At 44.8% G+C, this 6,808-nt stretch carries 7 protein-coding genes and 1 pseudogene; all 8 read right to left on the bottom strand.

What is annotated here, in order from left to right:
* Positions 1–73: 73 nt before the first annotated feature.
* Entirely contained in the window at positions 74–1,342 is a 1,269-nt protein-coding gene (locus AC1DUA_RS28190; protein ID WP_477502915.1) for an ATP-binding protein, read from the bottom strand.
* A 14-nt stretch (positions 1,343–1,356) separates the two neighbouring features.
* Positions 1,357–2,340 carry an aldo/keto reductase gene (locus tag AC1DUA_RS28195; protein ID WP_477502916.1) on the bottom strand — a complete coding sequence of 328 codons (984 nt, stop codon included), beginning with the start codon at positions 2,338–2,340 and terminating at the stop codon, positions 1,357–1,359.
* Positions 2,341–2,456: 116 nt separating this feature from the next.
* The gene (locus tag AC1DUA_RS28200) at positions 2,457–2,657 is read right to left on the bottom strand and encodes a CLC_0170 family protein (RefSeq protein ID WP_477502917.1); all 201 of its coding nucleotides are present in this window, start codon (positions 2,655–2,657) and stop codon (positions 2,457–2,459) included.
* A gap of 13 nt (positions 2,658–2,670) precedes the next feature.
* Positions 2,671–3,225 (bottom strand): Ger(x)C family spore germination C-terminal domain-containing protein, encoded by a 555-nt coding sequence (locus AC1DUA_RS28205; RefSeq protein ID WP_477502918.1) that lies wholly within the window; start codon positions 3,223–3,225, stop codon positions 2,671–2,673.
* Positions 3,216–3,674: a Ger(x)C family spore germination protein gene (locus tag AC1DUA_RS28210; protein ID WP_477502919.1), complete on the bottom strand. Its 459-nt coding sequence runs from the start codon at positions 3,672–3,674 to the stop codon at positions 3,216–3,218. Before AC1DUA_RS28210 ends, AC1DUA_RS28205 begins: the two co-directional genes overlap by 10 nt.
* Positions 3,655–4,770, bottom strand: coding sequence for a GerAB/ArcD/ProY family transporter (locus AC1DUA_RS28215; RefSeq protein WP_477502920.1), 1,116 nt, complete (start codon positions 4,768–4,770; stop codon positions 3,655–3,657). The genes AC1DUA_RS28210 and AC1DUA_RS28215 overlap by 20 nt, the downstream gene beginning before the upstream one ends.
* Positions 4,718–6,439, bottom strand: a complete 1,722-nt coding sequence (locus tag AC1DUA_RS28220) for a spore germination protein (RefSeq protein ID WP_477502921.1) — start codon at positions 6,437–6,439, stop codon at positions 4,718–4,720. The genes AC1DUA_RS28215 and AC1DUA_RS28220 overlap by 53 nt, the downstream gene beginning before the upstream one ends.
* A 162-nt stretch (positions 6,440–6,601) precedes the next feature.
* Positions 6,602–6,808: pseudogene (locus AC1DUA_RS28225) on the bottom strand (alpha-N-arabinofuranosidase); the annotation flags it as partial.

The following is a 6,808-nucleotide window of genomic DNA, read 5'->3' on the forward strand; positions in this document are numbered from 1 at the left end:
ATTTTTAAGTGAATATAAACAAAAAAAGAGCTGCCAATGGCAAGCTCCTCAATTAACTCTCGTTCATAACTTATCATAATCCTCGTGGGTCTGCTGGAAACGATATTTCAAATTCCGTCCCCTTGCCTACTTCGCTTGTCATATTTATTTTCCCCTTCATGGCACGAATAAGACTGAATGAGACCATGGTACCAAGGCCAGTCCCTTTCTCTTTGGTCGAAAAATACGGCGTACCGAGCCGGCTAATTTGTTCTTTCGTCATACCAATCCCATTGTCACGTATCGTAAGGATAACTTTATTCGTCTGTTCTTTGAGTCCTATTTCTAGAACGCCACCGCTTTTCGCCATCGCCTCAATGGCATTTTTCCCAATATTGATCAGCGATTGCCTAAGCTTATTCCGATCCCCTTCGATAAACATTTGCCCATCCTGCAAGGTAACCTCGATTTTGACATCATTATAATTTGCGATCGTTAATAGTACCTGAGAAACGTACTGAACCTCATCTTTCATAAGAATTAGCTCGTCTTTCTCCGGCTCAGGTTTTGCGATGGCTAAGTAGTCACTAATGATCACTTGCGCCCGATCTAATTCTTCCAGCGAGATTTGCTGATAAAATTGGAGCTTAGCTGGTGCCAAATGAGGCACGCCCATTAATTGAATGAACCCTCTCACCGCCGTGAGCGGATTTCTGATTTCATGGGCGACAGAAGCGGCCATCTCGCTGACAATTCTCATTTTCTCACCATGGACGGCATCTTCCTGCATATGAATATACTTTTGTTGAAACTCGATCAGGTAAATATAGACGGCTATGACGATACTTTGCAGGATATAGGTTTGGGATGAAGAGATTAGATTAGATGTAAAAAGTTCAAGCTTACCCACACTCGTTAAATAGATGAGAAAACTTACGATTTTAACCGCGACGCATACAATGACGGCAGAAATCATTTTATTGATTAGACTCATTTGTCGATATCTTTTGAGCAGCAAGACAATGAAAAAAATCGTGGGAATAAACGAAACGCAATAAATCAAATTATTTGGATTTCCGAGTAGATAACGGACAACAATAATGGCAGCATACAGGAACATTGACACATAAATCCCACCATACAAGGAGCCGACAATCAGTGGAATAGAACGAAAATCATAGACCAAACCATTCAAATTAACCGGTATGGACATCGCGAACCCAATTGCTATTGTGAAAAAAAAGCAAAGCCACAGCCGGTACTTCATGCTATGACTTTGTAATTTATACAAATAGGGATATACAACAAGCGGAGAGAAAATCAAGAAGATATTTAATATAAAGTCTTTAAAAAAATCAATCATGACAACATCATCTTCTAATAAGGCCCCCGAATGTAGTCTTTCACCCTATCCTCATAAAAGGATTGAAGACGTGCCAGTTCTTCCTCGTGAAAGGATGGCGTCTGCGCCGTTCCGAGGTTATCTTCGACTTGCCGTTCGTTCTTGAAACCTGGAATGACACAAGTAATATTCGGATTGTCCAAAATCCAGCGCATAGAAGCTTGCGCCATGTTGCCGCGGCCTTCTGCGATCCATGCCAATTCCCTTGCCAGCTCCACTCCCTTGGTAAATGGAAGCCCGGCAAACGTCTCGCCAACGTTGAACTGTGCGCCATCCGCATTGAAATTCCGGTGATCATCCGCAGCAAATGTGCTCGTTTCCGTGAATTTCCCGGTCAATAGGCCACTGGCTAGCGGGAGTCTGACCAGAATTCCTACCCCTGCAGCTTGCGCCTGCGGAAATAAAGATTCGGCTGGTTTTTGCCGGAACAGGTTATAGATTACTTGCAATGCCTTGACACCAGGTTTACTGAGCGCGAACAAACCTTCTTCTACTGTCTCGACACTAACGCCGTAATGGCGAATTTTCCCTTCCGCTTTGAGCTTGTCCAGGACGTCGAAAACCTGACCATCCTTCAAAATAGCTAGCGGCGGACAGTGAATTTGATAGAGATCGATACGCTCGCGATTTAATCTTTTCAAGCTATCCTCGCAATATTGACGAACCGTTTCCTCTGAATACGTTTTCGCATCATGAATATCTCCAGCTCTGCAAAACTTTGTAGCTATGTAAATGTCATCTTCTTTTCCTTTAGTTGCTTTAGCCAGCAGCTCTTCCGCATGTCCCGAGCCATATACATCGGCTGTATCAAAAAAGTTAACCCCTGCCTCCATAGCCAGGTGTAGGCCTCTAATGGCTTCATCATCGTTAGCTTGTCCCCAGCCCCCACCGATTGCCCATGTGCCAAAGCTAACTTCACTAATGCTAAGTTCCGTATTACCTAGTTGACGGTATTTCATTCCTAACTCCCCCTCCTTGTAATTGCGGTTTTCGTACAAAGTACAACATGTCTATATTCTCCATATATCTCCTATTTCCCTCTTTTGAAGAATATCTCTAAGACTGCCGCACATGTTTATTTCCAAAACCACTTTTCATAGATAAGGTAGCCTAAATAGGACAGAACCCCTAGGGATATATTCAACCATCCGACAAAAATAGCGCCTTTTTTTTCTTTTTGCATATTAGCTTTGGCATATAGCTTTACATCAAAGATGAGAACGAGGATTCCCGATAACAAAAGCAGCGTAACTGTATAATTGTTAAAGGTTATCATCGCTCGTTCCCCCTTAATTGGTTTTCGTGCCAATCCGTCTGATCTTTACACGCAGCTTGACATCGACAAACATTTCTTTATAGTGGTGCTGCCACTCTTCTTTGGTCTTAACTTCCTTGTTCCAGTAACCGGGCTGGGTTGCCCGCACGTATTCCCCAAAGCCGAATATGTCACAGCCCTCTTTTTGAGTTTGCTGAATAAATTTTTCAAATCCCTGATTGGCGTCTTTCTCAATCATCGCTTCTAGTTTCTGGAGATTTTCCTTTGTAATACGAAAATTCTCATTCGATTTTTCTTCAATATCTCCCTCGATCTGGCAATTTACTACGGCGTAAACCTTGCCGTTTTTGATCTTTGTTGTTATTCTCGATTTCCTGTGGGTCGTCTTGAAAATGATGGAAGTATTCGTACCTGGCAGCTCTTGAAGGGCGCTATACCCCCCAGGGTTAATCTCCTTGATCGCCATGTAATGACCAATTTGTAGTGCTGTCGATGTGCCAACCATTTTTTCGTCTCTAAAATAAGCCATCCCAGCAATTTCAATATTGGATTCTTTCTTTAAAACCAAATAAGGAACTGTTCCTTCCTGGCCTGAATGCCTTTTCTCGCAACAGCTTCTGACACGATGATTACGCGCAAATGACCGTAAAATAACCGGTCTGCAAGCTGCTGCTGCAGATTCATCAAGGAATCATCTATCGTATAGCCGACGCTTGTCAGTACCCAAATTGGTTTTTGCCCTGGAGGGCTCCCGGATCCGCCACCCGTCCCGAGCGGGATGCGCCCCGGGACGGCAATCTGGACCGTAACGCGAATAAGCGTCTTATTCGACTCCGACTGGCTTTTTCCAATATGCGTGGCATTGCTTGTTTCCTTCTCATCCCCCGGCTTGGCCTCATCAATCCCGATCGCAAGCACGACAGCGCGATCTTCAATTTCCAATCGATCCCAACAGCCCGAAAGCAAAGGGGCAATCAACGAGAATACAAGAATCTGTTTAATCAGATTTTGCCACAAGTTGATCACCCCGACTTTTTTTCTTGCGAATCATCGCCACAACCAGTAAAACAAAAGGATACGCGATAGTGAAGATTAACCCCCAACGTCCTACAACCTGGATGATCTCATACATCTGCAGCAAGTTTTGAGGAAACATCGCGAGGACATAGATGAAGGGAATCAAGAAAAATGTAAACATTTTGTGATCATTCAAGCGTAACAATTGGGTTGTGAAATAAATCGCTAAATATAAAGAAGAGAGCAAAGTTGTAAATACCGCGGTAACCCATACAGCCAGAAAAGCGCCGTCCAAACGTTCAAGAATATTAGCAGGCAAGGAAGTTGTTTTGGCCAATTCCAAGGTCGGCCACACTAACTTTTTAATTTCCTCGGCACCAAATACACCAACCGTAGCTATTACGATCAATATATACAAGGCCCCAGCGATCCCCATGCCAACATATCCAGCCAGCATGGCTTTCTCTGGCCGGCGCATAGCGGGAATAACGATGGTCATGACAAATGAGCCTTGAAATAAGGCTGCCATCGTCAGCGTCCCCGCAAACATACCACTCGGCTCATTACCCCAAAATGGCAGCAGGTTGATGGCTTGCGCATTTTTTAGAGATAGCACAACAATCAATACGATTGGGAACACAATGACCGGAAAATAGAAATGATGGAAGTACGTAAAAGTCGTAATATCTGCCCTGGAAGAGACGGCTGCAAGGAGCAGCATGACAATAACCGTTACTTCAAGCGGTGTTTTCGTTAAGACAGAAGTAACGACCACTTCACCAAATTCACGCGAAGCCAACGCGGTAATCAAGCAAAAAAAGATAATGATTAACACGCTGAATGCCCGTGCTGACCATTTGCCAATCAATTCCTCACTATATTCAATGATGGATTGCGATGGAAACAGCATGCCAAGTTTCGTTAATAGCCATAGTCCCAGGAGTCCGATCAAGAAACCAATCAAGGTTACAAGCGGTGCCCCGGAATCCGCTGCTCGGACAGCGAAGAGTGAGAGCGCCAACACCCCCACTCCAATAATCGTGCTAATCAGTATGATCGCTGCCTGAATTACTGTGATCTGGCGAGGATGCTCCATAGGTTACGTTCCTCCTATCTCCAACTTTCAATGGGTCCAACGTATTGTTTGGCGCTTTGTCGCTCATTTCTTTCGATAATTTGCCTAGACGAGTGTCATTAGGTGTATGTAAGAGCGCAGGTCTTTTGGGCATCGACCACAGGGGTAATCGTGCCAAGGTGTCCTTCATCCCCTGAAAATTCCCAGGCACAATCGGGCTCAAGTAGGGAACTCCGAAGGAACGCAGAGAAAGCATGTGGTTGGCGATCAGGATTAAGCCGATCATCACACCATATAGTCCGAAAAGGCCTGCTAGAAACACAAGCGGAAATCGCAACAGCCTTAGCGCTAGAGCTGCATTGTAAGCCGGTGTTGCAAAGGAACCGATCGTCGTTAACGCAATGATAACAACCGTAATCGGTGAGATGAAACCTGCTGCAACCGCTGCTTGCCCAACGACAAGCACACCAACAATGGATAGTGCGCCGCCTACCTGCTGTGGAAGCCGCAGCGTCGCTTCCCTTAGTACCTCCATGGAAACTTCCATGATTAACACCTCAATAACGGACGGGAACGGCACACCCGCTCTACCGCCTGCAACCGCGACAGCAAACTCCGTCGGAATTAGTTCCGGATTAAACGAGATCAGAGCCACGTACAACGATGGAAAAATCAGCGAAAAAACTAGCGCAACGAGGCGGGCAAGCCGTATGAAGCTGACAAGGAGATACCGTTCCGAATAATCTTCCACCGTTTGGTAAAATTGACTGAAGACAGTTGGCAAAATAAGCGCGAACGGTGATCCGTCTACAAGCAGAATCACTCTGCCTTCCAGAAGATTAGCGACAGCTTTGTCAGGCCGCTCTGTGTTTTGAATCTGCGGAAATGGCGAGACATGGTTATCCTCAATAAATTGCTCCAAATAACCTGCATCAAGAACGCCGTCAATATCAATCAACGATAGACGTCTGAATACCTCTTCGACGAGTTCTGGATTTACAACGCCATTAATGTAACACAGGGCCACTTTGGATTTCGTAACCCGCCCAATTCGGATAGTTTTTATCCGGAAATCCGGTGTTGGGAGCCGATAGCGTAGAAGGGCCAAGTTCGTTCCCAATATTTCGATAAAGCCTTCTCGGGCTCCTCTGATCACCTGCTCCGTTTCTGGCTGTGTGATTGAGCGTTTATCAACTTGGCGCGTACTGAAAACAAAAGCATCTATTAAGCCGTCGACCAGAATGACGGTTTTCCCTTCTACAATGGCTTGGATGATCTCATCCAACTCGGTTTCTGTTCTGCCTTCACACGAATACAACGTATCGTTCAAGAGATAATCTCTCATTGAACGGTCATCGTCCCTGGAATATTCCTTAGAGGTAGTTAACATCAAAGGCCTTAATATGTGATCGTTCAAATGCTGCTTATCAATTAAGTCAGCGAAATACAATGCTGCCGCTTGATGCTCGTCACATATACAAAAACGGCGCATGATGAAATCGTCATTGTCGCCAAGTATGCTTTGAACGAAGTCCAATGAATCATCGAGTTTTGGACAAACAGTAGCTTCTCCATTTTTCTCCAAAATCTGGTGGGCTGGCTCTTCGATCCGTGTAGTCTTTGGGGGCTGTTGACTTTGACTTTGGGATCCTAGCCTTGTCCGACGCCTATACCATTGCCAAATCGTCATCCGAATACGCCCCCCTGCACATCTCTCTAGATGATTCCAACTACTTGATCCCATTGATTTCCTTCCATGTATTTTTATCCAAAATCGAGATTCTATGCATAAATAAAAACTGCCCCCTCAGTCTCGCTAGACCATAAGGAGCAGTTCTATAGGAATCTATATTTATTTGTAAGGATCAATCGTTTGGATGGTACCATCCGCGTTATACGTTAGTTCCGTATATTTGACGCAGCGTTTGTGGTTAACTCCGTCCGATAGGGAAGAATCATGATAAAATAAGTACCATTTATCCTCGAATTGCACAATGGAATGATGCGTTGTCCACCCGATAACCGGCGTAAGAATCGTGCCTTTGAAGACATAAGGTCC

Source organism: Paenibacillus sp. 01T422 (assembly GCF_056398785.1).